Source organism: Bacillus sp. JK74, assembly GCF_053663395.1.
This window is the reverse complement of sequence record NZ_JBSJQB010000002.1, coordinates 818382-844384: the sequence shown is the minus strand read 5'-3', so window position 1 is coordinate 844384 and position 26003 is coordinate 818382. Positions and strand designations below refer to the sequence as shown.

The following is a 26003-nucleotide window of genomic DNA, read 5'->3' as shown; positions in this document are numbered from 1 at the left end:
AAATGTTACAGCCAAATACCGGCACACCCCCCAGCGATGTGAAATTAAAGGAAAATATTCAATCTAAACCGGAAACAATGACGAAGATTTTTTTCGAAAAGTTCTTTCAAAATAAACTAGCTGTAATCGGAGCCGTTATATTAACCATCATTATCTTGTCAGCTTTATTCGCTTCGGTAATCGCTCCTTACTCTCCGGAGAGTCAATCTCTCATCAATCGTTTGAAGCCGCCGAGCTTAAAACATCTAATGGGAACTGATAAATTCGGAAGAGACATCTTTACGAGGGTTCTGTACGGGGCGCGCGTCTCCTTGCTTGTCGGATTCGCTTCTGTGATCGGCGCGATTACAATCGGGACAGTTGTCGGAGCCGTTGCCGGATATTTTAAAGGGTTTGTCGATGCCGTTCTCATGAGAACCGTTGATATCGTATTATCCATACCTGATATATTTTTGCTAATTACACTTGTTACGATTTTTCAGCCCGGAATGGATAAATTAATTTTAATTTTCTCCCTTACAGGCTGGACAACAACGGCACGCCTTGTCCGAGGAGAGTTTTTATCGCTTCGTTCCAGAGAGTTTGTATTAGCTGCAAAGACGATCGGTACAAAAAACCATCACATCATCTTTTCTCATATACTGCCGAATGCGCTCGGACCGATTATCGTCTCAGCCACATTAAAGGTGGGAACGGTTATTTTGGCGGAATCTACATTAAGTTATCTCGGTTTCGGGATTCAGCCGCCGATCGCAAGCTGGGGCAATATGCTTCAGGATGCACAGAACTTTACGCTTATGATACAGGCTTGGTGGTACCCGTTATTCCCGGGTTTGTTGATCCTTCTTACCGTATTGTGCTTCAACTTTGTCGGAGACGGGCTGCGTGATGCGCTTGATCCGAAAAATGTGAAATGATCTCCCGGACGAACGGGAGATTTTTTGTTGCAATGCATTCGGAAATCCAGCTCCGTAAAACGGAAATCTCATATTGAAATGGAATAATTTATCTATCCCTTGCCTATACTGTGGACAACAGTTTTTATAAAGTGAGGGGTCGAATATGTTATTTCTTCATGATGTATGGGTCAATTGGTTTGAAGGGGAAGAAAACGGCTACAATGTATGCCATTTTCACGAATGGCGGAAGGAAGACACGGTTGAGCTTTTGGATCAGACGCCGCTGCTCAGAGTGCCGTCGGTATTATTTCATTACATAGAAAACGACTTATCAGAGCTTCCGAAAGAGCTGCTTGACCAAGTCCACCAGAAGTCATACGTGCGAAAAAATCATGAGCGGACAAAGCTGGAGTACTGTTTTGTCGTGACAGACGGGATCGGCATCATTGCCGTGGATACGATCGGGTATACCATTCCGGTCAGAAAGAGCCGCCTGATTCCGAGACAGGAGCAGCTTGTTTATGAAATGGTAAAGGATGTAGAACCGGAATCGTTTCAATTTGAGCCGTCGCAATTGGAGTCTTCAAAGGAATATCACATTTTGTCATTGGCGCCGGAGCATGTCAGAGGTCTGACGAGAAAAGAGCGGCAGATCAAGCAGCTGATGTTTATGGCGCTCGACCAGCTGAAAGGGCTGAAAAACCGTGCGGAAATTGTGTATTGGTACACGGAATGGAATCCGCATATGTATGAGCAGATCAAACGGATGAGTTTTGAAGAGATCTGGGACATGCTTTACAATGAAACAATTGAAGGCTGGTCGGATAAACATCTTGCGTTCTGTGAAAATTTGATTAAAGGGCAGCCGTTTTTCGAAAAGCTTTGGGAAATGGAACAGGAATCAAAAGTGAACTAAAAAAAGAGGCGGGGATTCTCCCGCCTCTTTTTTTTATCTTCTTTTCCGTCCGAGACCCATGGCGTTTTCCATTTTCTTCACCATTTTGCCGGCCGTTTTGTTTGCGCGCGCCGCCCCTTCGTCGAGAATGCGGTCAAGCTCGTCGCTCTCAATTAATTCACGGTAGCGCTCTTGGATCGGTGTCAATGCGCCGATAACGACTTCGGCTAAATCGCTTTTGAATTCACCGTACCCTTTGCCTTCATATTTAGCTTCTAATTCTTCAATTGATGTGTTTCCTAAAATAGAATAAATCGTCAAAAGATTAGAAACGCCCGGTTTGTTTTCTTTATCATACTTTACAATGCCTTCAGAATCAGTCACGGCGCTCTTGATTTTCTTCTCGAGCTGCTTCGGCTCATCAAGCAGCGTGATGAATGCCTTTTGGTTCGGATCTGATTTGCTCATTTTTTTGAGCGGATCAGCCAGTGACATGATGCGCGCGCCTGATTCAGGAATTTTCACCTCAGGAATCGTGAAGATGTCATTGTATTTTTTATTAAAGCGTTCCGCCAGGTTGCGGGTCAGTTCAAGATGCTGTTTTTGGTCTTCTCCGACCGGAACAAGGTCCGTTCCGTACAGTAAAATATCGCCGGCCATCAGCGGCGGATAGGTTAACAGTCCGGACACGACGGCTTCTTTGCCCTTTGACTTATCCTTAAATTGCGTCATCCGCTCAAGCTCGCCGATATATGCGACGCATTGGAGCATCCACCCCGCCTGGGCATGAGCGGGAACTTCCGACTGGATAAAGAGGGTCGCTTTCTCGGGATCAAGTCCGACGGCCAGGTAAAGAGCCGCGAGATTGCGGATGTTCTTCCGCAGTTCAAGCCGATCCTGCGGAACCGTAATCGCATGCTGATCGACAATACAGAAGTAGCCGTTGTAGTCATGCTGCAAATCAACAAATTGCTTCATTGCGCCGATGTAGTTGCCGAGGGTAACGGAACCGCTCGGCTGAATGCCTGAAAAAATCGTTTTTTTCATAGTTCTTACCTCATTTCTTAAAACATAATAAAAAAAGCCCATTCTTCCCGTAGAAAAAAGGGACGAATGAACCGTGGTGCCACCCTGATTATTCCATTACAATGGAATCGCTCGAGACGTTGGTAACGGAGGCTGCTCCGGCTGGGCCTACTAACGTTCGGTCAGCTGCTCAGAAGTCCATTCCACATCGCCCGTTACCTGCTCCCAGCACCGCAGACTCTCTTCAAACGGATGAAAATGTGTACTACTCTTCATCATCGCAATCACAACAAATGTATTTGATTGATCTATTATAAATCAATTATAGCCAAATGTCATCAGAGGAATACAAGCTTATTTCCAGTTTGCTTTAGGGGTGGAAATCCTCAAAAAGAACTGAAAATGCTTAAATGATAACGTATATCAACATTTCGTATAACGAATATTATATGTAAAAAGCAATATGAACTGGAAATTACATTAAAAAAATTTAGTTAGGTCATGCTTTAAACTATAGAAGTGTATCACCTTTTTGACAGAAAAACTGACCAAATTTAAATATTTTAAATTGAGAAAATAGTATTGCAATAAATTATTCATTTCATTATAATGAACTTGTTCACTCTATTGTTACAGCTTCTTTACATAAAATAATCAGAAAAGACGGAACACAATTAAAGTTTAGAAAAATATTAAGTTATTTTGTCTGATATTTCTGAGTATTTAGTAGTAAAGGCTGAAAAATTTGATTAGGGGGTTAGTGCATGAAAAAGCGTTGGTCTATTGTAGGTTTGATGCTTATCTTCTCGCTTGTATTAAGTGCGTGCGGCGGATTCAGCGGCGGATCAGGCGGCGGTAAAAAAGACACCAAAGGACAGACTTCACTTAATATCAATATTAAAACCGAGCCGTTCTCACTGCATCCGGGTTTAGCGAATGATTCCGTGTCAGGAGGCGTAATCCGACAGACTTTTGAAGGATTGACACGCGTAAACTCCAAAGGTGAGCCTGAAGAAGGAATGGCATCTAAAATTGAAACAAGCAAAGACGGAAAGACCTATACATTTACGATTCGTGACGGTGCGAAATGGTCTAACGGCGACCCTGTGACGGCGCAGGATTTTGAATATGCATGGAAATGGGCGCTTGACCCGAACAACGAATCACAATACGCTTATCAGCTCTACTACATCAAAGGCGCTGAAGCTGCCAATACAGGAAAAGGCAAGATTGATGATGTAGGCGTAAAAGCCGTAAATGACAAAACATTAAAGGTTGAACTGAATAACCCGACACCTTATTTCACGCAATTAACTTCATTCTATACGTATATGCCGATCAACAAGAAAATCGCGGAAAAACATAAAAACTGGAATACAAACGCGGGCGAAAATTATGTGTCAAACGGCCCGTTCAAAATGACGGCCTGGAAACACAGCGGTTCCATCACGCTCGAAAAGAACGATCAATATTGGGATAAAGACGCTGTGAAATTGAAGAAAATCAATATGGTGATGATTAACAATAACAACACCGAACTGAAAAAATTCCAGGCCGGTGAGCTTGACTGGGCAGGAATGCCGCTCGGCCAGCTTCCGACTGAATCTCTGCCGACATTGAAAAAAGACGGATCTCTTCACGTTGAACCGATCGCAGGCGTGTATTGGTACAAATTCAACACAGAAGAGAAACCGCTGAACAATGTCAACATCCGTAAAGCCCTTGCTTATGCGATCGACCGCTCGTCCATCGTGAAAAATGTAACGCAGGGCGAACAAATCCCGGCCATGGCTGCGGTGCCGCCGTCAATGAAGGGATTCAAGGATAACACAAAAGGTTATTTCAAAGACAATGACGTCAAATCAGCTAAAGAATTCTTAAATAAAGGACTGAAGGAATTAGGCGTCAAGAATGCCTCTGACCTTCCGGCGATCAAACTGTCCTACAATACGGATGACGCGCATGCGAAAATCGCGCAGGCCGTACAGGAAATGTGGAAAAAGAACTTGGGCGTCAAAGTTGAGCTTGATAACTCCGAATGGAATGTTTACATCGACAAGCTGCACAGCCAGAACTACCAAATCGCGCGTATGGGCTGGCTCGGCGATTTCAACGATCCGATCAACTTCCTTGAATTGTTCCGTGATAAAGAAGGCGGAAACAATGATACCGGGTGGGAAGATCCTGAGTTTAAAAAGCTGCTGAACCAATCTCAGCTTGAAACGGATCCGGATAAACGTATCGAAGAGCTGAAAAAAGCAGAAAAGATCTTTATTGACGCAATGCCGGTCGCGCCAGTTTATTTCTATACGGATCCTTGGGTGCAGGATAAAAACCTCAAAAATGTGATCTTGACAGGAACAGGCGAAGTTTACTTCAGAAACGCTTCTTTTGAATAAAAGCCGGTTCTGAAAACAAAAGACCCAAGGTATATGGGGAGGATGTCCCCATATACCTTTCTTACTGATTACGTATAAAATTGTAAAAAACATGGAGGTGTTCACCTTGCTGAAATATATCGGTAAACGATTCATTTACATGATCATCACATTGTTTGTGATTGTGACCGCCACGTTCTTCTTAATGCAGGCAGCGCCGGGAGGACCATTTTCCGGCGAAAGAAAGCTGCCGCCTGAAATTGAGGCAAACTTAAACGAACACTATGGTCTGGACAAGCCTCTTTTCGTTCAATATGTCAGCTACTTAAAATCTGTGGCGATGTGGGACTTCGGGCCTTCTTTTAAATATAAAGGCCAAAGTGTTAATGATTTAATCAATTCAGGCTTCCCCGTCTCATTCACTCTCGGTGCAGAAGCTATTCTCCTCGCTTTAGCGTTCGGTGTGCTTTTCGGGGTGCTTGCTGCCCTGTACCATAATAAATGGCAGGATTATACCATTGCGATTTTAACGATCTTTGGGATCTCAGTTCCGAGCTTTATATTGGCGACGATTTTGCAATATATTTTCTCAATTAAATTAGAACTGTTCCCGGTCGCAGGGTGGGAATCCTGGGCATACACCTTTCTGCCCTCCATTGCGCTCGCTTCCATGCCGATGGCGTTCATTGCCAGACTCTCCCGTTCAAGCATGATTGAAGTGTTAAACAGCGATTACATACGGACTGCAAAAGCTAAAGGACTTTCCCGTCCGTCAGTCACCGTGCGCCATGCGCTGCGAAACGCACTTTTGCCGGTCGTGACATATATGGGGCCGATGGCGGCATCCATTTTAACGGGAAGTTTCATCATTGAATCCATTTTCGGAATTCCCGGTTTAGGCGCGCATTTTGTAAACAGCATTACAAACCGTGATTATACGGTCATTATGGGAGTTACCGTGTTTTTCAGCGTGCTCCTGCTTTTATGCGTATTAATTGTAGACGTGCTGTACGGATTAATCGATCCGAGAATCAAGCTTTCCAAAGCAAAGAAAGGAGCCTAGACCATGCAGAACATTCCTAAAAATATGTTTGAACCAGCTTCAGCTAATGCCGGCGATGCCGAAAAAATAAATAAAAAAAGCCTTTCCCTCTGGAAAGACGCCATGCTCCGCTTCCGCAGCAATAAGCTTGCGATGGTCGGGTTCGTACTGATCGTTCTTATTATTCTGATGGCGATTTTTGCGCCTATCTTTTCAAGATATGATTATGCCACTACCAATCTATTAAATGCGGATAAAGCGCCGTCGAAAGATCATTGGTTCGGCACGGATGACCTTGGAAGGGATATATTCGTCCGAACATGGGTAGGCGCGCGGATTTCCATCTTTATCGGTGTCGCAGCTGCCGTGCTTGATTTATTGATCGGCGTAATCTGGGGCAGCATTTCCGGATTCCGCGGCGGACGCACAGATGAAGTGATGATGCGCATCGCCGACATTTTGTGGGCTGTTCCTTCATTACTAATGGTTATTTTGCTGATGGTTGTCCTGCCGAAAGGATTGCTCACCATTATCGTCGCCATGACGATCACGGGCTGGATCAATATGGCGAGGATCGTCCGCGGACAGGTGCTGCAATTAAAGAATCAGGAGTATGTGCTTGCTTCACAGACACTCGGTGCCAAAACCGGCCGGCTTTTGTTTAAGCATATCGTCCCGAACGCGATGGGCTCTATCCTCGTAACGATGACACTGACGGTTCCGACGGCGATTTTTACAGAAGCGTTTTTAAGTTATTTGGGCCTCGGCGTACCTGCGCCGCTTGCGAGCTGGGGAACGATGGCCTCAGACGGATTGCCTGCATTAACCTATTACCCTTGGCGTCTGTTCTTCCCTGCCGGCTTTATCTGCCTGGCGATGTTCGGCTTTAACGTTGTCGGCGACGGGTTAAGAGACGCGCTGGATCCTAAGTTACGCAAATAAGGAGTGATATGAGTGACACGTTTGCTAGAAGTAAAAGACTTAGCCATTTCATTTAAAACATACGGCGGAGAGGTACAGGCAATCCGCGGCGTGAATTTCCATTTGAATAAAGGAGAGACGCTGGCGATCGTGGGGGAGTCGGGTTCCGGAAAAAGTGTGACCTCCCAAGCGATTATGAAGCTGATCCCGATGCCGCCGGGCTACTTTAAAAGAGGACAGATTCTTTTTGACGGACGTGATATCGTGCCGATGTCCGAAAAAGAAATGCAGACTATAAGAGGAAAGGACATCGGAATGATTTTCCAAGATCCGATGACCTCTCTGAACCCGACGATGAGAGTCGGCAAACAAATTACGGAAGTGCTTTTCAAACATGAAAAAATCTCAAGTGAAGCGGCGAAAAAGCGCGCCATAGAGCTGCTTGATCTCGTCGGAATTCCGATGCCCGAAAAACGGATCGGCCAATTCCCCCATGAATTTTCAGGCGGGATGAGACAGCGTGTCGTCATCGCGATGGCGCTTGCGGCAAATCCGAAACTGTTAATTGCCGATGAACCGACCACAGCGCTTGATGTGACGATTCAGGCACAGATCCTTGAGCTGATGAAAGATCTGCAAAAGAAAATTGATACGTCTATCATTTTTATCACGCATGATCTCGGCGTTGTCGCCAATGTCGCCGACCGGGTCGCCGTCATGTACGCGGGTCAGGTCGTCGAATCGGGCACGGTGGATGAAATCTTTTATGATCCGCGCCATCCGTATACGTGGGGGCTGCTTGCCTCAATGCCGAGTCTGGACAGCACCGATCAGGAAAAACTTACGGCCATCCCGGGCACGCCGCCTGATCTGACGAATCCTCCGAAAGGGGATGCATTTGCGCTCCGCAGCTCATATGCGATGAAAATTGACTTTGAACAGGAACCGCCGATGTATAAAGTGTCTGATACGCATTTTGTGAAATCGTGGCTTCTGCATCCTGATGCGCCTAAGGTCGAGCCGCCTGAAGCGGTGAAGGCTAAAATCCGTCAGCTTCCGAATGCGTATCAGCATCCTGTTTTAATGAAGGAAGGTGAAAAAAATGACTGAGAAACTTCTCGAAATCAAACACTTAAAACAGCATTTTTTCACGCAGAAAGGAACAGTAAAAGCCGTAGATGATTTGTCATTTGATATTTATAAAGGTGAAACGCTCGGCCTTGTCGGAGAATCGGGCTGCGGTAAATCAACGACGGGCCGCAGTATTATCCGGCTGTATGAGGCAACCGGAGGGGAAGTTCTCTTTAACGGGGAAAATGTCCATGGGAAAAAATCCCGCAAGAAGCTGCTGGAGTTTAACCGGAAAATGCAGATGATTTTCCAGGATCCGTACGCATCTTTAAATCCGAGAATGACAGTCGCCGACATTATTGCCGAGGGAATAGATATCCACCGCCTGGCAAAAACGAAAAAAGAGCGGATGCAGCGGGTTCACGAACTGCTGGAAACGGTCGGTTTAAATAAAGAGCACGCCAACCGCTACCCGCATGAATTTTCGGGCGGACAGCGCCAGCGTATCGGAATCGCCAGAGCGCTGGCGGTTGATCCGGAGTTTATCATCGCGGACGAACCGATTTCGGCGCTTGACGTCTCCATTCAGGCGCAAGTCGTCAATTTAATGAAAGAATTGCAGAAAGAAAAAGGGCTCACTTACCTGTTTATCGCCCATGATTTATCAATGGTCAAATACATCAGCGACCGCATCGGCGTCATGTATTTCGGAAAATTGGTGGAGCTTGCGCCGGCGGATGAGCTTTACGAAAACCCGCTTCACCCATATACGAAATCATTGCTGTCCGCTATCCCGCTTCCTGATCCGGACTATGAAAGAAATCGCATGCGAAAGAAATACGATCCGGCAGTTCATCAGCTCCAAGAAGGAGAAAAAATGGAATTCAGAGAAGTGAAACCGGGACATTTTGTCATGTGCACAGAAGCTGAATTTAAAACCTATCTATAAACGTATCATCCTCCAAGACTCAGTCTTGGAGGATTTTTTTGCGCACATTCAAGTTTATTAAGCCTGCTCCCGTTTTTCTATAATGGAAAAAAAGGGGGAGATCAGTATGAAAACCATTTTGTGCGCCATTTGTGCGGGACTGTTTATCAGTGCAGCCGCTTATCCGGCCCGCGCCGCTGTGAAAGAGGAGCAGCCGCTTGTAAAAATAGCGCTGGCTGAAAAAGAACTGCCGAAATCAAATGCACGGTTCGCTTATCCGTCAGGGCTGCATTTTACACATCCTGATAAGGTGCGGGGCATTTACGTCACAGGACATTCAGCGGGAGGAAGCAAATTCGGGGAGCTGACAGACTTTGTGGACAAAACGGAGCTCAATACAATGGTGATTGATGTCAAGGACGACAACGGGAACCTCACCTTTAAGCCGGACGGCCATTCTGAGTATGCCAAAATCGCCAAGCCGTACATCAAAGACCCAAAAAAGATGATGAAAAAGCTGGAGGAAAAAAAGATCTATCCGATCGCGCGTATTGTCGTATTTAAAGACAGCGAACTCGCGAACAAAAAGCCGGAGTGGTCCTTTAAAGAAAAAAACGGAAGTGTCTGGAAAAACGGCCGCGGCGAATCGTTCGTCAATCCGTTTATGAAAGAAGTATGGGATTACAATGTAAAGATTGCAAAACAAGCCGTAAAGATGGGGTTTCAAGAAATTCAGTTTGATTATGTCCGTTTTCCTGAAGGGTTTGAAAAACGTGATGACGAACTGACATACGGACACGGCGATTACGGAAAAACAGCAGACAGCAATGTGCAAAAACGCGTTCACGCCGTCACCGATTTTGTCGGTTATGCGAAGAAAAAACTCAAGCCGTACGGCGCGGATGTGTCGGTTGATATTTTCGGCTATTCAGCCACGCTGCCGGAAGCGCCTGGTATCGGCCAGAATTTCAGCAAAATTTCAGACCAGGTCGATGTCATTTCATCCATGATTTATCCGAGCCATTGGACAAGCTATTTCGGCATTGATAAACCGGATCTTGAGCCTTACAATGTCGTCAAAGAATATGCGAAGGTGGAAAATAAAAAGCTGTCTAAGCTGAAACACCCGCCTGTATCGCGCCCGTGGCTTCAGGACTTCACGGCATCATATCTCGGCAGCGGAAATTATCAAAAGTACGGGAAACGCCAGGTGGAAGACCAGGTTAAAGCGCTGCATGATGAAGGAATTGACGAATTTTTATTGTGGGACGCGGCAAACCGTTATACCAAAAACGTCGATTACACACCATTTTAAAAAAATTGAAACCATGTTAAGGGATCACACGTCTTAATAGATGTAAGATTGTTTAAACAATCGGAAATGGGGTATATCTAAAAGTGTGAAGACAACGAACCCATAAGGAGCAAATGAATGAACTGGTACGAAAAGCTGAGTGAATATTTTCCGATTGAAGAAATGAAATCAAAAGCGCATATGGAAGCTCTGTTAAAGGAGCAAAGTGATGTTTATCATAAAGAAGAGGGGCAGTACCACGTGCTGATGTATGCGGAATTTGACTCTTTCATCTTTATTGATTACCTGTTTGTGTCAAAGAAATCCAGAGGACAAGGCCTCGGAAGCAAGCTGATCGGCAGACTGAAAAAGAAGAACAAGCCGATTCTGCTTGAGGTGGAGCCTGTTGACGAGGATGACACGGATACACAGAAACGCTTGCGTTTTTATCAAAGAGAGCATTTCAAGCACGCGCAGTCAATCGGGTATCGGCGCCGGTCATTGGCTACGAATGAAGTGAACAAAATGGAGATTCTGTACTGGTCACCTAAGACGGAATCAGAAGAAGAAATATTTGAAGCGATGAAACAGACATATGAAAACATTCACACTTATAAAGATGAAAAATGGTACGGAGAATCATACGAAAAAACGGATGAAGTTCTCAAAGTCATTGATGAGAAAAAACAAAAAAACATTTTCGATCAGCTGAGCTAATTGAGAATGGGGAAAAATCCGCCAGCCGTAAATTTGCCGGATTGACACATTTTTTTCTCAGGAGACTGTTCACACTTACTTTTTTATAGTATAATACCTATAAAGATTCCTTTTTTAAAGTCATTTCAATTTGAGAATACAAACATGTTCATCCTACTAATTAGAGGAGTGAAGATTAATGGTTACATTATACACATCACCTAGCTGTACGTCATGCAGAAAAGCAAGAGCTTGGCTTGAAGAGCACGAGATTCCGTTTGTAGAAAGAAACATTTTCTCCGAGCCGTTATCAATTGATGAGATCAAGCAGATTCTGCGTATGACTGAAGACGGTACGGATGAAATTATCTCTACCCGTTCTAAAGTATTCCAGAAACTGAACGTAAATGTTGAATCTATGCCGCTTCAAGACTTATATACTTTGATCAATGAGCATCCGGGACTGCTCCGCCGTCCGATCATCATTGATGAAAAACGTCTGCAAGTCGGCTATAACGAAGATGAAATCAGACGATTCCTGCCAAGAAAAGTGCGTTCTTTCCAATTAAGAGAAGCACAGCGTCTTGCCAACTGATATAAGCTTACGATAAGCATGGAAAAAGCCCAAAACCATCGCGGTTTGGGCTTTTTGTTATTTTTCAGTCTGCTGGTAAATCATACTGGCGAGGATAACAAAAACGACGGTCAAAATCGGCAGCATCATCTGTATCATGCCGTGTTCTGCCATGAAAAATGACAGCTTGCTGTCTCCGGCAATCATTTCACCGCCGGTAAATGCGAGAAGACCGCTCCCGGCATACATCAATAAAGGCATTTTTTCCATGGCGGCATGAACGAGCTTGCTGCCCCAAATAATAATCGGCACCGAGATGAAGAGACCGATCACTACAAGTGTCAGCTCACCGTGAGAAGCGCCGGCTACTGCGATGACATTGTCAAGCGACATAAAGATATCAGCCAGAACGATTGTGCGGATGGCTTTCCAAAGAGAAGAACTGCTTTTCACATGCTGCGCATCTTTCTTCTCAATCAGAAGCTGATAGCCGAGATACAATAAAAATACCCCGCCTGCGCATTGTAAAAAAGGAACATTCAATAAATAGACCGCAGCGCTCGTCAGAACGATTCTCAAGATGACTGCGATAAATGTTCCGAAGATGATCGCTTGCTGTCTTTGTTTATGGGCCAGATTCCGGCTGGCCATCGCGATGACGACGGCATTGTCACCGCCGAGAATAAGGTCAATCCCGATAATAAGCAGAAGGGACAGCAGGTAATCGTGCGGCATGGTAACACCTCGCTTATAGATCGATTGCTTGTACAGCTAATATATGAAGCAGTGCGCTATTTATGATGGGAACCGGGAGAAAGCCTGTTTTTCAGTGTGAAAATGCTTTTTTATTTCTTTTATAACTGTTTTATCATAAAATAGAAATATAAAGAATTTGCGCTGTCTTCTATAAGGTTAAGATGTGGACGGAATGGGTAAAGTGTAGTAAAGTACTATTCATCGGGAGCTTAGATGTCCCTTCAACATCTTATAAAGAAGGGAAGGTTGGCAAAATGGAAATAGAAAGAATTAATGAGCATACTGTAAAATTTTATATGTCTTATGGTGATATTGAAGATCGCGGTTTTGACAGAGAAGAAATCTGGTACAATCGCGAGCGCAGTGAAGAACTGTTCTGGGAAGTCATGGATGAAGTGCATGATGAAGAGGAATTCGCTGTCGAGGGTCCTCTTTGGATTCAGGTTCAGGCATTGGACAAAGGACTGGAAATAATCGTAACAAAAGCCCAGCTTTCCAAGGACGGACAAAAACTCGAACTGCCGATCCCGGAAGATAAAAAACAAGAGCCGGCAGATGAAAATCTCGATGCTTTACTTGATGATTTCCAGAAAGAAGAGCAGGCCGAGAGCCGGGAAGATAAGGAGCAAAAGCTTCAGTTCACTTTGCGGTTCGATGATTTTGAGGATCTCATCTCGCTATCAAAATTGAATCTTAACGGAATCAAAACGACCTTGTATTCGTTTGAAGACCGATATTATTTATATGCAGATTTTTATGAGCAAACTGATGAAGAGGTTGAAAATCAGCTAAGCATCCTGTTGGAGTACGCGCACGAATCATCAGTCAGCATTCACCGTCTTGAAGAATACGGCAAATTGGTGATCGCTGATCATGCGTTATATACAATAAAAAAACACTTTGCATCATAACAAACCGATTTCTCTCAGCAGAAATCGGTTTTTTTTGTTCTGAATGACAGGATGAACGGCTGAAAACCGTATAACGGCTCTCATCCGCAAACAGGATTATGCCTTCTTCCTGCTGAATACAACAAGATTCAGGAAAGGAGAAGATGCAACATGTTCAGTGCTGTGACTGCCGACGGACGGCTCATTCAGCTGGCCGGAAGCTATTCAAAGGAAAAAGCGGCCGAGCTGAGAAAGAAACGCTGGTTCTGCCCCGTTTGCAAAAGTGAGCTTGATATCAAACTGGGACGGGAGAAACTGCCGCACTTCGCTCATAAAAAAAGCAGGCTGTGTCCCGGGGAATCCGAACCTGAAAGCGAATACCATCTGGAAGGAAAAAGACAGCTTTTTCTCTGGCTGAAGACACAAGGGTGCAGTGTCAGCCTGGAACCGTATCTGACTTCCGCTGGACAGCGGCCTGACTTGACGGCAGAAAGCGGAGAAGAAAGGCTGGCTTTTGAATTTCAATGTGCGAACCTTTCGGCGGACTCTTTAAAGAGCCGGACGGCAGGCCTGAAAAACGCCGGGTACCGGCCGGTCTGGATCATCGGGGCAAAACGGTTAAAACGGATGGCCGCGCAATTTTTCCGGCTTTCTGCTTTTCACTGGCAGTTCTTTGAAGTCAATTCATTTTCCTCCTTAATGTTTTACTGCCCCGACGCCCGCTCCTTTTACAGGCTGCATTCCATCACTCCGTTTTACACCGGCTATTCTTATGCCGGCTTAACCACAATCCCTCTTCACAAAGCAAACCTGAAAGACATTTGTCATCCGGAAGGGCGGCACAGCGTCAGACTTCCCTCGTGGGGGCGTGCCGTTGCCGGCTTCCGCAGCAAAAGCGGGCGGTTTTTATCAGAAGATGCCGGTCTTATCCGGCGTCTTTTTTACGAAAGACATCAGGTTGCATTTCCATTTCTCCCCTCTGAAGTGTTTATTCCCGTTTCAGCGGGCTTTGTGTTTGCAAGTCCCGTTTTTGTGTGGCAGGGCCATTTATACTTGCGGCTTGCGGAACTTTTTGAAAAAGGCGCTCCGATCCGATTATCCGGCATGGTTCATGATTTACGGCAAAAAATCAGGCATAAGGAGATCCGGATGCGGTATGGTTCACAAGACAGCCTTATCGGAATGGCGGTAAAACAATATGCTGATTTCTTATGCTTGCAGGATTTTTTAAGGGAAATTGAGAATGAAGTATATATGCCCTCATCTCAGCAGAAGCGCCCTCAAACGGCAGAAGAGCTGCGCCGGCGGGACCTGCTCTTTTTTGGGGAATGAGAATGCTTCATTTCGTTCACCCTAACGTCAAGGTGGTGGCGAATGTGAGGGGCGTACAAGCATTTTGTTTTCGTTTTTTCACTGTATTATTGGTATGCTCGGTCTTATATGCCGCATATGATTTGACAAAAGGCAGTGAAAAGCCGGAAGATAATCACAACACAAGTTTTTGGAGAAACAATCGTTTTTTCAATTGGCTTGAAGTAAAGAAAACGAGGGGGATCACCATGACTGAGGAAAATAAAGCAGCACAGCTGCCTGACAGAAGTGAAGTAAAGGCAGAGCATACATGGAGACTAGAGGATATTTTTCCTAGTGATGAGGCCTGGAATAAAGAATTTCAAGCAGTTAAAGAATTAATTCCGAATTTATCTTCTTTTAAAGGTACGCTTGCTCATTCGGCTGATAATTTATACGCGGCGCTTACGGCACAGGATGAAGTGACGAACCGCCTTGGGAAACTTTATGCATACGCACATATGCGCTCAGACCAGGATACGGGAAATTCTTTCTACCAAGGGCTGAACGACAAAGCCGCAAGCCTGTATTCTCAGGCTGCCAGCGCGACTGCTTACATTGAACCGGAAATTTTGGCGATTCAGGAGGACAAGCTGCACCAGTTTATTCTGGAAAAAGAGGAGCTTAAGCTTTACTCCCATGCAATTGAAGAAATTACAAAACAGCGTCCGCACGTGCTGAGCGAACAAGAAGAGGCCCTGCTTGCGGAAGCCTCAGAAGCGCTGTCGTCACCTTCCAATACATTCAGCGTTTTAAATAACGCCGATATTACGTTTCCGTCGATTAAGGATGAAAACGGCAAGGAAACTCAAATCACACACGGCAACTTTATTAATTTCCTGGAAAGCAGCAATCGTGAAGTCCGCAAAAACGCATTTGAAGCCGTATATAAAACATACGGACAGTATAAAAACACGATGGCGACTACACTCAGCGGCACTGTGAAAAAAGATAATTTTTACGCCCGTGTGAAAAAATATAAATCAGCACGGGAAGCGGCGTTATCCAATAACAGCATCCCTGAAGAAGTTTACGATAACCTTATCAAAACGATCAATAAACATCTTCCGTTATTACACCGTTACATTGACCTGCGGAAAAAGGTGCTCGGCCTTGATGAAGTCCATATTTATGACCTGTACACACCGCTTGTAAAAGATTCGGGAATGAAGGTCACATATGAGGAAGCGAAAGATTATATGCTCAAAGGACTTGCTCCGCTGGGCGAGGAATACGCGTCTATTTTAAAAGAAGGACTTGAAAACCGCTGGGTCGATGTATACGAAAACAAAGGAAAACGCAGCGGTGCTTATTCGTCCGGTACATACGGCACGAATCCGTACATCTTGATGAACTGGCATGACAATGTCAATAATCTGTTTACGCTCGTTCACGAGTTCGGCCATTCCGTGCACAGCTACTATACGAGAAAATATCAGCCGTATCCGTACGGTAACTACAGCATTTTTGTCGCTGAAGTCGCTTCAACGACTAATGAAGCGCTGCTCGGTGAATATATGCTGAACAGCTTAAAGGATGAAAAACAGCGTCTGTACCTGCTCAACCACATGCTTGAAGGATTCAGAGGCACAGTGTTCAGACAGACGATGTTCGCTGAATTTGAGCATCTGATTCATACGAAAGCGCAGGAAGGCGAGCCGCTAACGCCTGAACTGCTGAACGAACTTTATTATGATCTGAATAAAAAGTATTTCGGTGACAACATGGTGATTGATAAAGAAATCAGTCTGGAATGGTCAAGAATTCCGCATTTCTATTACAATTATTATGTGTATCAATATGCGACAGGCTACAGTGCGGCCCAAGCGCTGAGCAGCCAGATCTTAAAAGAAGGCAAGCCTGCGGTGGAGCGCTATACCGAATTCTTAAAAGCGGGAAGCTCGGAATATCCGATCGACATACTGAAAAAAGCGGGAGTCGATATGACATCGCCTGAACCGATCGAGGCGGCCTGCAAAATGTTTGAAGAGAAACTGAACGAAATGGAAGAGCTTCTTTCGAAAGTGAACCCTTCGTAATTCAAAAAAGCCTGTGCATTAAATGCGCAGGCTTTTTCTAAAACCCCTTAAACGTTTTTCGGTGATTCAGCCGGTACAAGGCAAACAATATGGACAGAAACAGCAGGGGAGATGTAATGTAAATCGGCAGCATGTGCATCATGGCCAGCAGGTTTAAAAAGAAGAAAAACACAATCATTCCGATGATCAATACGGTGCGGAGCATTGATTTCCCTCCTTGTTTATGATTGATATATTCTATGAAAACAAGCAGTCAGTTATGTTTTGTGACAAAAATATGAACATTAATCTTATGGCTTGTCAAAACTCGACAAGATTTGATATGATAAGGATGTGAAATTGATCACAAACAAACATTACCCCTTTGTTTGACCGTGAAAAATTTCTCCCATCCCCTTTGTTGTCGTTAAGACATATGAAACCGCGCTTATCCCGGCGCGGTTTCTTTATTTGCACAAAAAAAGCCGGCTCCGTAAGGAATCAGCTTTTTTTAATGATCACAACAGGTGACATCCTCCTGGATGCCGGCCAGAGATTTCCAAAACAGACCGTGCTTTGCTTCCACTCTGGCGACCTTTTTGGCGAATGCCAGTTTTTTCATTTCTTTTTCAACTTCTTCTAGACTCAAATCATAAACGAGTGCGATTTCTTTCGATGCGACAAACCGGAAATATTCAATGAAACATTCCAAAGGCGGCGTTTCAGAAGGCTTCGGTTCATCCCCGAGCATTTCGAATAAGATCTCTTCGTATACGTCATAAGAATAGTTGCCGGGGACCTTCAGCCCTTCATCATCATGCAGACTGTTAAAGAACGTCAATGTCGGGTTGACGGTGACGTCCATTTCCGCCGCGATTTTCATATCGCACTGAAGCGCTTTTACCGCGCTTTGCGAATGGAGGTCGCGCTTGAATTCTTCAACATCCAATTTCGTCTTTTCGGCAATTTCTAAAAGAACGTCTTCATCCGTAATATTCTGCTTGGAGACAAACAGGCTTTCCTGCATGCTGCGGAGAAACAGAATGCCCGCTTTTCTTCCCTGCAGTTCGGCCGCTTTTAAAGCGAGTGCGGCAAGGTAGGGCGATGAAAGAGGCTGATCCTGCTCAAGCCAAAGGCTTCCGTCACAGGGCATCCCGGAACGGTTCGCAATTTTTTCCCAAGCTTCGGCAAGAAGGTGTTTTTTCCGCTTTTGCTTATTCAGCGATGTAATGCTCGCGGAAACAATGATCCGCAGGGTGAAAAAACGTCCGTATTTGATTTTTAATTTTTTTATGGCGGGCTCCAGCGACCAGCATTCAGGACATAAAGGGTCGACAAACATGTAAATTTCGAGCGGTTTTTTTGGATGTCCGTGGCAATGGGCGAAGTATTGCTCATGCTGATAATTCGTCAATATGATCGATCCTCCGCTTCTGACTGGTTTACCATATGCCTGGCCGTCAGTTCCAGACGCCCGTACAGAAATTCACGAATATCGCCCTCCAGCCCGACCTGATCCATCGCTTTGCTCATACAGCTTAGCCACGCATCAGCCCTCTCGTCCGTAATCGGAAAGGGGAGATGCCTTGCCCTGAGCATAGGATGTCCGTGCTCTTCAGTATAAAGAGGAGGTCCACCCAAATACTGGGTTAAAAATTGCTTTTGTTTTCTGGCCGTTTCAGTCAAATCACTTGGAAATATCGGCTTCAGCAAGGGATGAGACGAGACACGCTCATAAAAAGTATCAACAAGTTGCGATAGAAGTTCCTCTCCAATCGCTTCATATGGTGCGTTAAACGATTGTCCCATGTTGACTACTCCTTTATATGGCTAATAGGAATCATAATTCCCATTGCGAATTTATCTTTCAGTTTTACTATCTTCAGTTACTGTATATTTTAGCAATAACATTTTATTTCTACAAACAAAGTGCCTTTCTGTCAGGCGCTTGTATTTCATATCATATCACATCGCCTTCATTCATGTGTAAGATTTCACTCCGCAAAAAAAACCAGAGGGCGAAGGAAGCCTCTCTGGTTTACGCGTAATACTGCCGGGTTATGTTTTTGACATATTGCTGTGTTTCCTTAAACGGCGGAATGCCTCCGTACCGATCTACGTTGCCGGGGCCTGCGTTGTAGGCGGCTAACGCGAGAGATACATTTCCGTCGTATTTCGTGAGCATCTGCTTTAAGTACTTTGTGCCGCCCTCAGCGTTCTGGACGGGATCAAGCGGGTTTGACACCCCGAGTGATTCTGCCGTGGAAGGCATGAGCTGCATCAGTCCCATTGCCCCCGCACCGCTGACAGCTTTCGGATTAAAGCCTGATTCCTGTTTAATAACCGCGCGGATCAGCTTTTCGTCCACTCCGTATTTTTCGGCCGCTTTCTGAATGGCGCTGTCTATTGAAAAGTTTCCGGTGCTGATATCAGAAGCCGCATCCGGAGACTTTATGCCCGGGGAAGCTGCCGCGGAACCGGATGAAACGGGAATTCTCGGTGAATATGAAGCGTGAGCGGTCCGCACACCGTTTAAAATCCCTGATTCCGGCTGCTGCCGGACGGCTGTGTCCGTATACTGGCTGAGCAGCGCGCTGAAATTGGCAAGCGGGCTTTCTGAAGATTGTCCGCCTGAAGCCGTGCTTGTATGAGAGATTGATTGCAGCGCCATTGACTGCAGCTGGAGAAGGGCCGCCCAATTCGTTATATTCACTGTGTCATTCCACCTTTTTTTGTTTCTGTTCATAAAAACGCTGGATTTTATTTTTCGTGATCCGCTCTGGGATGCCGAATTGCTTGAGCAATTGTTCAAACGCCCGTTTTCCTTCATCCCAGTCAGCAGCCTCGAATTCCAATTCAAAGTCTTCTTTCTCTAAATATCGGCTGTGATCTAAAATGATTAAGCCTTTTTCTGATTCTTTTTCCGCGCGTGCGGTCGACAGCGTCCCGAAATAGCAAATGTGTTCTGAACGGATTCCTAGACCGTCCAGCTGCCGTTTGACGGGGCCATCCGGAATCTTGAAGACGTCAAGATCCGGTGCCGCCGCAAGCTGTTGGTGCGTTTCCAGCAGACCGACCGCGGCAGGTTCTTTTAAAGTCAGAACGAACGAGCCGTCTTTTTCTCGGATGCGGAGTGCTGATTTTTTTTGTTTCAGGGAAAAATCTTTCGTGTCGAAATAATGATTGACCTGCTGTTTAAAATCATGTTCTTTCATGCAGAGTGCTTCACTCAGCTTCAGAAATTCTGATTTTGTCAGCAGGTTTTTGAATTCAATTTCTATTTCTTGGGTCATGACAGTCTTCCTTTCAGGACGAAAAATTGTATAATTCCCATTATCTCTTTAGAGGTTACGTTTATCAATATCGACCTTGATATGATAAAATAAATGCTGTACTTTGTTAAAAAAGGAGAACATTATGCAAAAGAGAATTGAAATCCAGAATGCATCATTAACAGAAGACGCGCTCCGCTTGAAGTGCGGAGAAGACTTAAGCGGAGCGGAACGCAAAGCCTCAGGTCAAATGCTTGTTGATTCCGATCACTTTGCTTTTGTATACATACTTGAATCAGCTGACTCTTTTGAATATGTCATTATAAAAGAACATGTCTGGCCGGATCTGAAAGAAGCCTTAGACCAAGGAAAACCGGCGGTCCTTGAGGCCGGCGGAAAAACGGTTGAACTTTCAGGGCTGCATGAAGAACTCGATTATCTTCTTGAAAATATTAAAGATAATGCAAACTACGGAGATATGGAAGAAAAAGTGAAAAACGTATTTCTTTAGAACAGGTTCGGAATTGGGGGATGTACGATGGATGACAAACAATGGGAGCAATTTCTAGCGCCATACCGCCAGGCTGTTGAAGAATTAAAGGTGAAGCTGAAAGGCGTCAGAACCCTTTATGAGTATGAAGATGACCACTCACCGATTGAGTTTGTGACTGGCCGCGTGAAGCCGGTGGCGAGCATACTTGAAAAAGCGAGACGAAAAAGCATACCGCTTCATCAGATTGAAACGATGCAGGATATCGCGGGGCTGCGTATTATGTGCCAATTTGTCGATGATATCCAGATCGTCAAAAATATGCTGTTTGCCAGAAAAGATTTTACCGTTGTCGATAAGCGGGATTACATAGCAGAGCATAAGGAAAGCGGATATCGGTCTTACCACCTTGTCGTTTTATATCCTTTACAAACAACGTCCGGAGAAAAGCACGTTCTTGTGGAAATACAGATTCGGACGCTTGCCATGAACTTTTGGGCAACCATTGAGCATTCACTGAATTACAAATACAGCGGGAACATTCCCGAAAAAGTGAAGCTGAGGCTGCAGCGGGCCTCAGAAGCCGCATCCCGGCTCGATGAAGAAATGTCAGAAATCCGCGGAGAAATCCAGGAAGCCCAAGCCGCGTTCTCGCGAAAGAAAAAAGCGGGAGACCGCCAGTAGGAAAGGAGGGGAATGGCATGAAATTTGCCGTTTCTTCAAAAGGAGACGAGGTTTCAGATACACTGAAAAGCAAAATACAGGCGTATTTACTCGATTTTGATATGACCTTGGATGAAAAAGAGCCGGAAATCGTTATTTCCGTCGGCGGTGACGGAACGCTTCTTTATGCATTTCACAGGTACAGCGACCGTCTTGATAAAACGGCTTTTGTCGGAGTTCACACGGGGCATTTGGGTTTTTATGCCGATTGGGTTCCGCAGGAGATAGAAAAGCTCGTTCTGGCCATTGCCAAAACGCCGTATCATACCGTGGAGTATCCCCTTCTTGAGGTGATTGTCACTTATCATGATGAAGAGCGTGAGGAGCGGTATCTGGCTTTGAACGAATGTACGATCAAAAGCATAGAAGGCAGTCTCGTCGCTGACGTGGAAATTAAAGGCCAGCTGTTTGAAACGTTCAGGGGAGACGGTTTATGTCTGTCCACGCCTTCCGGAAGCACGGCTTATAATAAGGCGTTAGGCGGCGCGATCATCCACCCTTCCATCAGGGCGATTCAGCTTGCGGAAATGGCATCCATCAACAACAGAGTGTTCAGGACTGTCGGCTCGCCGCTTTTGCTTCCCGATCATCATAACTGTGTCATCAAACCGAGAAACGACGTCGACTTTCAAGTCACAATTGATCATTTAACCTTGCTGCATAAGGATGTCAAGTCCATTCTATGCCGTGTGGCAAATGAAAAAGTCAGATTTGCAAGATTCCGCCCTTTTCCGTTTTGGAAAAGGGTGCAGGATTCCTTTATCGGAAAAGGCGAATAGAAAGAGGAAACGGATTGGACAACTTTTTTATCCAAAAGAACATGACTGCCCGGGAAGCCGGCATGACGGTAAAAGAATATACGGCGCAGCTCGGCATTTCAAAGCGGCTTCTCGCTGACATTAAATTCGGCGGGGGAGACCTGCTTGTGAACGGAGAGCATGTAACCGTCCGCACCGTGTTAGCGGAGGGAGACGTGCTTAAGATTGAATTTCCGAAGGAGCATGTGAGTGAAACGCTTTTGCCTGAGCCGGTTCCGCTTGATATTCTTTATGAAGATGACCATGTGCTTGTGGTCAATAAACAGCCGTATGTCTCCTCAATTCCATCAAGAGAACACCCGTCGGAAAGCATCGCTAACGGAGTGATCAGCCACTACCGAAAAAGCGGCGTGCCATCAACGGTTCATCTTGTCACCCGCCTTGACAGGGATACATCGGGGGCGATGCTCATCGCCAAACATCGGCTTTCCCATTCTCTTTTGTCGGCAGCGCAGAAAAAGGGGCTTGTCAGCAGGCGGTATCTCGCTGTCGTACACGGGATCATGCTGCAGAAGGAAGGAACGGTGGACGCGCCCATCGGAAGAAAACACGACAGTATTATTGAGCGGATGGTAACGCCGGATGGACAACGAGCGGTGACGCATTTTCAAACGGAAAAAGCGGGACATGCGTTTACGCTTGCAGCCCTGCGGCTGGAAACGGGGCGGACGCATCAAATCCGGGTGCACATGAGCTACCTCGGCCATCCGTTAGTCGGTGATACACTGTACGGCGGAAAAAATGAGGGAATTGCCCGGCAGGCTCTTCACAGTGAGCGGCTTTCATTCGTACACCCCATGACCGGAGAAACGCTCGTTTTTCACGCCCCGGTGCCTGACGATATGAAAACATTAATTGAACACTTGTAAAGCCCGAACCGTTTATCGGTTTCGGGCTTTTTTCATGCCTGCCTGCCGTGATCCTCGCGAAATCGTGAAGCATCATAGGGCATTGAGCTTTCCACAGAGACGGTTTCATGCTCCGGAAAACGAAAGCCTGTCAGCTGATTGCCGAAGACGCAGCCTGTATCAATGTTGATCGTATGGTTGACGATCCGGGGGCGTTTTACCGGGGTATGGCCGTACACAACCCACGCTTTACCTTCATAGTCGGCAGCCCAGTCTCTTCTGACGGGTCTGCCGTCGGGATGCGTTTCACCCGTAATATCGCCGTACAGAACAAATTCTTTTACCTTACGCGAGTATTTACCGATATCGTCAGCTTTTATGCCGGCGTGAGCGACAACGAGATCGCCATTATGTAAAATATCATAAAGCGGCGCTGACTCATATAATCGGATAAATTGTCTGGAGACTTCCGTTCTGTCGGCGGGAGACAGCTCTTTCAGTTCGGCTGCCGTCGTTTCCAGTCCGTGCATCACTTTTACGGGGTTTCCTTTTAAGTAACGATACAGTTTGTTGCAATGATTTCCCGGGACATAACGGACGGCTCCTTTTTCATATGCTTTTGCCACAAAACGCATCACTTCTACGGATTTTGGGCCTCTGTCCGTTAAATCCCCCGCAAAGACAAGCGTTCTGCCTTCAGAATGGACGGGCGTTCCGTCTTTCACTTCATATCCGAGCTTTTGCATTAAGGCGATCATTTCGTCATAACATCCGTGTATATCGCTGATGATGTCGTAAGCCATTCGTGTCAGCCTCCTTATTAACGGTTTTTTATTTATTATGGGGCTAATTCCTATACCTAATTACGCTGTTTTTGCACAAATTAAAAAAGAATTAAAGAAATAAAGCCTTATCACTTTTTTTTCGCGTTCAGCCTTGTTAGAATATGCGTTATGTTTTTAAAAAAAAGTAAGGTTTCGCCCGCTTAAAGCGGGCTTTTATAACCCTTGTTTTAAGGAGGTATTTACAAATGGAACACACATCAGTCGCATCTTTAGTCGTCGTTTTGATCGTCGCTTTTTTGACGCCGCTCCTTTTACATCGGTTTAAGCTCAGCATCCCCGTCGTCGTCGCGGAGATCATCATGGGGCTTATTATCGGAAAAAGCGGCCTGAATCTTGTCGTTCAGGGAGACACGTGGCTGGAGACGCTGTCTGTTCTCGGCTTTATCTTTTTAATGTTTTTAAGCGGCTTGGAAATTGATTTTTCTTCATTTGAGAAAGGGAAGAAAAAACAACTCCTTCCGAACGGCAAGGAAGCGCCCAACACGTTTTCTGCCGCACTGATTATCTTTTTCGGCATCTTTATTTTATCATTGCTGCTGTCCTATGCCTTTGTATTAGCCGGTTTTATACAAAACGCATTTTTAATGACGCTTATTATTTCGACGATATCACTCGGTGTGGTGGTCCCGACTTTAAAGGAAGAACGGATCATGAACTCCAATATCGGCCAGATCATCCTGCTTGTCGCCGTTATCGCGGACTTGGCTACGATGATTCTGCTCGCTTTCTTCTCTTCTCTTTACGGAGAAGACAGCGGAAATATGTGGCTTCTGTTGATTCTCTTTGCCGCGGGGGTCGTGCTGTATTTCTTCGGCAGGATCTTTAAACACCGTTCATTTGTGCAGTCGATGTCTAAAGGCACCGTGCAGATCGGCACGAGAGCCATTTTCACACTGATTATCGTGCTTGTCGCTTTATCGGAATCTCTCGGGGCGGAAAATATTCTCGGCGCGTTTTTGGCAGGCGTTCTGGTATCGCTTCTGTCTCCGAATAAAGAAATGGTGGAACAGCTGGATTCCTTCGGCTACGGGTTTTTAATTCCGATCTTTTTCGTCATGGTCGGGGTGAAATTGGACATTTGGACGCTTTTCCAAGATCCGAAAACATTAACGATGATTCCGCTGCTTCTGCTTGCGCTGTTTATCAGCAAAATGTTCCCTGTGTTTTATTTAAAGAAATGGTACGACAAAAGAACCGTGTTTGCTTCGGGCTTTTTGCTGACGTCCACGCTGTCGCTTGTTATCGCGGCGGCTACGATCGGAGAAAGGCTCCACATTATCAGCGCCAATATGTCCGGCGCGCTGACTTTAGTTGCGGTTATTGCCAGCATCATCACGCCGATCGGCTTTAAGAAATTATTCAAACGGCAAAGCGCGCCGCAGGAAAAAAAGCGCATCACATTTATCGGTGCCAACCAAATGACGCTCCCGGTTACGCTGGAATTGCCAGAGGAGGAATATGAAGTACGGGTCGTCCATGTGTATCAGGAAAATGCCGGGGAAACGCTTGCGGAATCCGTATTTTCGGTTGACACGATTTCTGATTACGAGCCCGGCACGCTTGAGTCGCACGGTATTTTTAAAACGGATATTCTTGTCGTGGCGACGGGAAATGAAGATGTGAACGCTGAAATCGCCTTACTAGCGAAAGAGAAAGGGACTGAGCGTATCATCGCAAGCGTCGGCTCGGTTGAGCATGAAACAAAACTGAAAGAAGAGGGCATCAGTATTTTTTCTATCCTTCTGTCTACAAAAACGCTGCTGCGCGCGTTAATTGAGGCGCCGGGCGTGATGAGCCTCCTGACGAATGAGGAGTCTTCGTTATATCAGATCAATCTGGAAAACCCGGCGTATAACGGCATCATTCTGCGGGAATTTCCGCTGATGGGCGATGTGATTTTCGTCCGGATTTTCAGAGGTGTGGACAGCATCGTTCCGCACGGAGACACGCGGCTGAAAACAGGAGACCGTCTCATCGTCACGGGCTCGCGCAACTACGTGTCGGAACTGAGAAAAATCCTTGAAGCTTGACCAAATTGCAATTCGTGATAATATAGAAGGCATAACAAATAAATCATTAATCGTATGACCACTAGGGGTGTCCTTCATAAGGGCTGAGATAAAAGTGAGACTTTTAGACCCTCATAACTTGAACAGGTTCAGACCTGCGTAGGGAAGTGGAGCGGTATTTTTTTGGGGTTCCTTTTATCCATTTAAATTCCAAACCACTTTTCCGATGCGGGAAAGTGGTTTTTTTATTTTATCAGGGG

Annotated in this window: 26 protein-coding genes, 1 riboswitch and 1 other annotated feature; of the genes, 18 read left to right on the top strand and 8 right to left on the bottom strand. The window is 45.5% G+C overall.

Features of this window, described 5'->3' with window-relative positions:
- The first annotated feature begins 2 nt into the window (after positions 1–2).
- A complete protein-coding gene (gene opp4C / locus ACWJJ5_RS08710; RefSeq protein ID WP_070081623.1) occupies positions 3–917 on the top strand; it encodes an oligopeptide ABC transporter permease in 915 nt (304 codons plus the stop codon).
- A gap of 145 nt (positions 918–1062) precedes the next feature.
- Positions 1063–1815: a YjbA family protein gene (locus ACWJJ5_RS08705; RefSeq protein ID WP_014304784.1), complete on the top strand. Its 753-nt coding sequence runs from the start codon at positions 1063–1065 to the stop codon at positions 1813–1815.
- A gap of 33 nt (positions 1816–1848) precedes the next feature.
- Here the strand turns inward: ACWJJ5_RS08705 and trpS are convergent, their stop codons facing one another.
- Positions 1849–2841 (bottom strand): tryptophan--tRNA ligase, encoded by a 993-nt coding sequence (trpS, locus tag ACWJJ5_RS08700; RefSeq protein ID WP_014304785.1) that lies wholly within the window; start codon positions 2839–2841, stop codon positions 1849–1851.
- Positions 2842–2896: 55 nt separating this feature from the next.
- Positions 2897–3108, bottom strand: a binding site (T-box leader).
- A gap of 476 nt (positions 3109–3584) precedes the next feature.
- On the opposite strand from trpS, the gene ACWJJ5_RS08695 reads away from it, so the two are divergent.
- The 8 genes from ACWJJ5_RS08695 to spx all read left to right on the top strand — a co-directional run bounded on the left by ACWJJ5_RS08695 (position 3585) and on the right by spx (position 11745).
- On the top strand, positions 3585–5219 hold the full coding sequence (locus ACWJJ5_RS08695) for a peptide ABC transporter substrate-binding protein (RefSeq protein WP_069013066.1): 1635 nt from the start codon (positions 3585–3587) through the stop codon (positions 5217–5219).
- Between the two features lie 106 nt (positions 5220–5325).
- Positions 5326–6261, top strand: a complete 936-nt coding sequence (locus ACWJJ5_RS08690; protein WP_003155043.1) for an ABC transporter permease — start codon at positions 5326–5328, stop codon at positions 6259–6261.
- Positions 6262–6264: 3 nt separating this feature from the next.
- Positions 6265–7182: an oligopeptide ABC transporter permease OppC gene (oppC, locus tag ACWJJ5_RS08685; protein ID WP_003155041.1), complete on the top strand. Its 918-nt coding sequence runs from the start codon at positions 6265–6267 to the stop codon at positions 7180–7182.
- A gap of 12 nt (positions 7183–7194) precedes the next feature.
- On the top strand, positions 7195–8271 hold the full coding sequence (locus ACWJJ5_RS08680; RefSeq protein WP_101562895.1) for an ABC transporter ATP-binding protein: 1077 nt from the start codon (positions 7195–7197) through the stop codon (positions 8269–8271).
- The gene (gene oppF / locus ACWJJ5_RS08675; RefSeq protein WP_017417453.1) at positions 8264–9181 is read left to right on the top strand and encodes an oligopeptide ABC transporter ATP-binding protein OppF; all 918 of its coding nucleotides are present in this window, start codon (positions 8264–8266) and stop codon (positions 9179–9181) included. Before ACWJJ5_RS08680 ends, oppF begins: the two co-directional genes overlap by 8 nt.
- Positions 9182–9287: 106 nt before the next feature.
- Positions 9288–10475, top strand: coding sequence for a putative glycoside hydrolase (locus tag ACWJJ5_RS08670; protein WP_454022350.1), 1188 nt, complete (start codon positions 9288–9290; stop codon positions 10473–10475).
- 117 nt (positions 10476–10592) lie between these two features.
- Positions 10593–11171 carry a GNAT family N-acetyltransferase gene (locus ACWJJ5_RS08665; RefSeq protein ID WP_003155035.1) on the top strand — a complete coding sequence of 193 codons (579 nt, stop codon included), beginning with the start codon at positions 10593–10595 and terminating at the stop codon, positions 11169–11171.
- A gap of 178 nt (positions 11172–11349) precedes the next feature.
- Positions 11350–11745 carry a transcriptional regulator Spx gene (gene spx / locus ACWJJ5_RS08660; RefSeq protein WP_003155034.1) on the top strand — a complete coding sequence of 132 codons (396 nt, stop codon included), beginning with the start codon at positions 11350–11352 and terminating at the stop codon, positions 11743–11745.
- A 57-nt stretch (positions 11746–11802) separates the two neighbouring features.
- Here spx and ACWJJ5_RS08655 read toward each other — a convergent pair whose 3' ends face one another.
- The gene (locus ACWJJ5_RS08655; protein ID WP_173612645.1) at positions 11803–12459 is read right to left on the bottom strand and encodes a TerC family protein; all 657 of its coding nucleotides are present in this window, start codon (positions 12457–12459) and stop codon (positions 11803–11805) included.
- 275 nt (positions 12460–12734) lie between these two features.
- On the opposite strand from ACWJJ5_RS08655, the gene mecA reads away from it, so the two are divergent.
- The 3 genes from mecA (at position 12735) to pepF (ending at position 16759) form a co-directional block, all read left to right on the top strand.
- Positions 12735–13391, top strand: a complete 657-nt coding sequence (mecA, locus tag ACWJJ5_RS08650) for an adaptor protein MecA (protein WP_003155032.1) — start codon at positions 12735–12737, stop codon at positions 13389–13391.
- 150 nt (positions 13392–13541) lie between these two features.
- Positions 13542–14702, top strand: a complete 1161-nt coding sequence (locus ACWJJ5_RS08645) for a competence protein CoiA family protein (protein ID WP_094247076.1) — start codon at positions 13542–13544, stop codon at positions 14700–14702.
- Positions 14703–14929: 227 nt separating this feature from the next.
- On the top strand, positions 14930–16759 hold the full coding sequence (pepF, locus tag ACWJJ5_RS08640) for an oligoendopeptidase F (RefSeq protein ID WP_003155028.1): 1830 nt from the start codon (positions 14930–14932) through the stop codon (positions 16757–16759).
- A 37-nt stretch (positions 16760–16796) separates the two neighbouring features.
- Here pepF and ACWJJ5_RS08635 read toward each other — a convergent pair whose 3' ends face one another.
- The 5 genes from ACWJJ5_RS08635 to ACWJJ5_RS08615 all read right to left on the bottom strand — a co-directional run bounded on the left by ACWJJ5_RS08635 (position 16797) and on the right by ACWJJ5_RS08615 (position 20031).
- On the bottom strand, positions 16797–16964 hold the full coding sequence (locus ACWJJ5_RS08635) for a hypothetical protein (RefSeq protein WP_003155026.1): 168 nt from the start codon (positions 16962–16964) through the stop codon (positions 16797–16799).
- A gap of 285 nt (positions 16965–17249) precedes the next feature.
- Entirely contained in the window at positions 17250–18152 is a 903-nt protein-coding gene (spxH, locus tag ACWJJ5_RS08630) for a protease adaptor protein SpxH (RefSeq protein WP_173612646.1), read from the bottom strand.
- Complete coding sequence (locus ACWJJ5_RS08625; RefSeq protein WP_003155023.1) at positions 18149–18547, bottom strand: globin domain-containing protein; 399 nt, start codon at positions 18545–18547, stop codon at positions 18149–18151. Before ACWJJ5_RS08625 ends, spxH begins: the two co-directional genes overlap by 4 nt.
- 229 nt (positions 18548–18776) lie before the next feature.
- Positions 18777–19451: a lytic transglycosylase domain-containing protein gene (locus ACWJJ5_RS08620; protein ID WP_173612647.1), complete on the bottom strand. Its 675-nt coding sequence runs from the start codon at positions 19449–19451 to the stop codon at positions 18777–18779.
- 4 nt (positions 19452–19455) lie between these two features.
- Positions 19456–20031: a CYTH domain-containing protein gene (locus ACWJJ5_RS08615; protein WP_146283634.1), complete on the bottom strand. Its 576-nt coding sequence runs from the start codon at positions 20029–20031 to the stop codon at positions 19456–19458.
- A gap of 124 nt (positions 20032–20155) precedes the next feature.
- On the opposite strand from ACWJJ5_RS08615, the gene ACWJJ5_RS08610 reads away from it, so the two are divergent.
- Genes ACWJJ5_RS08610 through ACWJJ5_RS08595 form a run of 4 tightly spaced genes read left to right on the top strand, consistent with a single transcriptional unit; the run spans position 20156 to position 22910 of the window.
- Positions 20156–20521: a UPF0738 family protein gene (locus ACWJJ5_RS08610; RefSeq protein ID WP_070081630.1), complete on the top strand. Its 366-nt coding sequence runs from the start codon at positions 20156–20158 to the stop codon at positions 20519–20521.
- Between the two features lie 27 nt (positions 20522–20548).
- Positions 20549–21184, top strand: coding sequence for a GTP diphosphokinase (gene yjbM / locus ACWJJ5_RS08605; RefSeq protein ID WP_003155019.1), 636 nt, complete (start codon positions 20549–20551; stop codon positions 21182–21184).
- Between the two features lie 17 nt (positions 21185–21201).
- Complete coding sequence (locus tag ACWJJ5_RS08600) at positions 21202–22002, top strand: NAD kinase (RefSeq protein ID WP_003155018.1); 801 nt, start codon at positions 21202–21204, stop codon at positions 22000–22002.
- 14 nt (positions 22003–22016) lie between these two features.
- On the top strand, positions 22017–22910 hold the full coding sequence (locus ACWJJ5_RS08595) for an RluA family pseudouridine synthase (RefSeq protein ID WP_102421729.1): 894 nt from the start codon (positions 22017–22019) through the stop codon (positions 22908–22910).
- 32 nt (positions 22911–22942) lie between these two features.
- Here ACWJJ5_RS08595 and prpE read toward each other — a convergent pair whose 3' ends face one another.
- The gene (prpE, locus tag ACWJJ5_RS08590; protein WP_070081632.1) at positions 22943–23692 is read right to left on the bottom strand and encodes a bis(5'-nucleosyl)-tetraphosphatase PrpE; all 750 of its coding nucleotides are present in this window, start codon (positions 23690–23692) and stop codon (positions 22943–22945) included.
- Positions 23693–23919: 227 nt separating this feature from the next.
- On the opposite strand from prpE, the gene ACWJJ5_RS08585 reads away from it, so the two are divergent.
- Entirely contained in the window at positions 23920–25764 is a 1845-nt protein-coding gene (locus tag ACWJJ5_RS08585) for a monovalent cation:proton antiporter family protein (RefSeq protein WP_454022349.1), read from the top strand.
- Between the two features lie 53 nt (positions 25765–25817).
- Positions 25818–25926: riboswitch (TPP riboswitch) on the top strand.
- The last annotated feature ends 77 nt before the right edge of the window (positions 25927–26003 follow it).